1 protein-coding gene is annotated in these 1,710 nt (G+C 46.2%); it reads left to right on the top strand.

Annotation, left to right across the window (positions count from 1 at the left end):
- Window positions 1-1,476, top strand: a 1,476-nt coding sequence (locus A3766_RS27805) for a malate synthase G (protein WP_068643399.1), incomplete at its 5' end; no start/stop codon positions are given.
- Between the last annotated feature and the right edge of the window lie 234 nt (window positions 1,477-1,710).

Genomic DNA, 1,710 nt, shown 5'->3' on the forward strand with positions numbered 1-1,710 from the left:
AAGAACAATGGTTTGCACATCGAAATCCAAATCGATGCGACTAGCCCAGTTGGTTCAACTGACGCTGCTGGCGTTAAAGATTTGATCATGGAAGCGGCACTGACCACTATCATGGACTGTGAAGACTCTGTTGCTGCGGTTGACGCAGAAGACAAAGTGACGACTTACGGCAACTGGTTAGGCCTAATGAAAGGCGATCTGGCTGAAGACGTAAGCAAAGGCGGTAAGACATTTACACGTGTGATGAATGCTGACCGTGAATTCACGGGTGTTGACGGTAATACTTTCTCTTTGAAAGGTCGTTCAATGTTGTTCGTTCGTAACGTAGGTCACTTGATGACTAACCCTGCGATTCTTTTGGAAGACGGTTCTGAAATTCCTGAAGGCATCATGGACGGTGTTGTGACAGCGCTTATCGCTATTCACGACTTGAATGGCAATAGCCCATTCAAGAACTCTACAACAGGTTCTGTCAATATCGTTAAACCTAAGATGCACGGCCCAGAAGAAGTGGCTTTTGCTAACGAATTGTTTGCACGTGTTGAAGATGCACTTAACCTGCCTCGCTTCACGATGAAGATGGGTATTATGGATGAAGAGCGTCGTACCACTGTTAACTTGAAAGAATGTATCCGTGCAGCGAAAGACCGTGTTGTATTCATCAACACAGGCTTCCTTGACCGTACCGGTGATGAGCTACACACGTCAATGTTGGCAGGTCCTTTTGTTGCTAAGACTCAAATGAAGCAGCAAGTTTGGATTAACGCATACGAAGATTGGAACGTTGATACAGGTTTGGAAACAGGCCTACAAGGTCGTTCACAGATTGGTAAAGGCATGTGGCCGATTCCTGATGAAATGGGCATGATGATGGAGCAGAAAGTGGGCCATCCTAAAGCGGGTGCTAACACGGCTTGGGTTCCTTCTCCTACTGCTGCAGCACTTCACGCAATTCACTATCATCAGATTGATGTATTTGCGGTTCAAAACGAACTTAAGACTCGCGAGCATGCAAACGTAGATGACATCTTAAGCGTTCCACTAATGTCTGCAGATGAAGTTAAGGCGCTAACGCCTGAATTCATTCAGAACGAAATCGACAACAACTGTCAGGGTATCCTGGGTTATGTTGTACGTTGGGTTGATCAGGGTGTTGGTTGTTCTAAAGTTCCAGATATCAACAACGTTGGTTTGATGGAAGATCGTGCAACATTGCGTATTTCTTCTCAGCACGTGGCGAACTGGTTGGAGCACGGTGTTTGTACCAAAGAACAGGTTGAAGAAAGCTTGAAGCGTATGGCAGCGATTGTTGACGGCCAGAATGCGGGTGATTCTGAATACATCGCCATGGCACCGTCTTTTGACGGCATTGCTTTCCAGGCAGCTTCTGATTTGATCTTCAAGGGCAAAGAGCAGCCAAGTGGTTACACAGAGCCGCTACTTCATGCTTACCGTTTGAAGTTTAAAGCGCAATAAGTGTTTACTCAGCCCCTGCTTATGTAGGGGCACAAAAAAACCGGCTGAATGCCGGTTTTTTTGTGCGTATTGATTAGCTAAATACTTAGGCGGCGCATATTGGCAGAGGGTTTAGCGTATTGCCAATGTTGGTCAAAGCTATCTCTGAGTCTCTGTGCGATCATATGATTGCTGTAGTTAACGAAGCCCGTGTAGCTATCCAGGTCTTTCCGGTAGATGCCGGCGTCAAAATCA

It is taken from the genome of Oleiphilus sp. HI0132, from assembly GCF_001635845.1.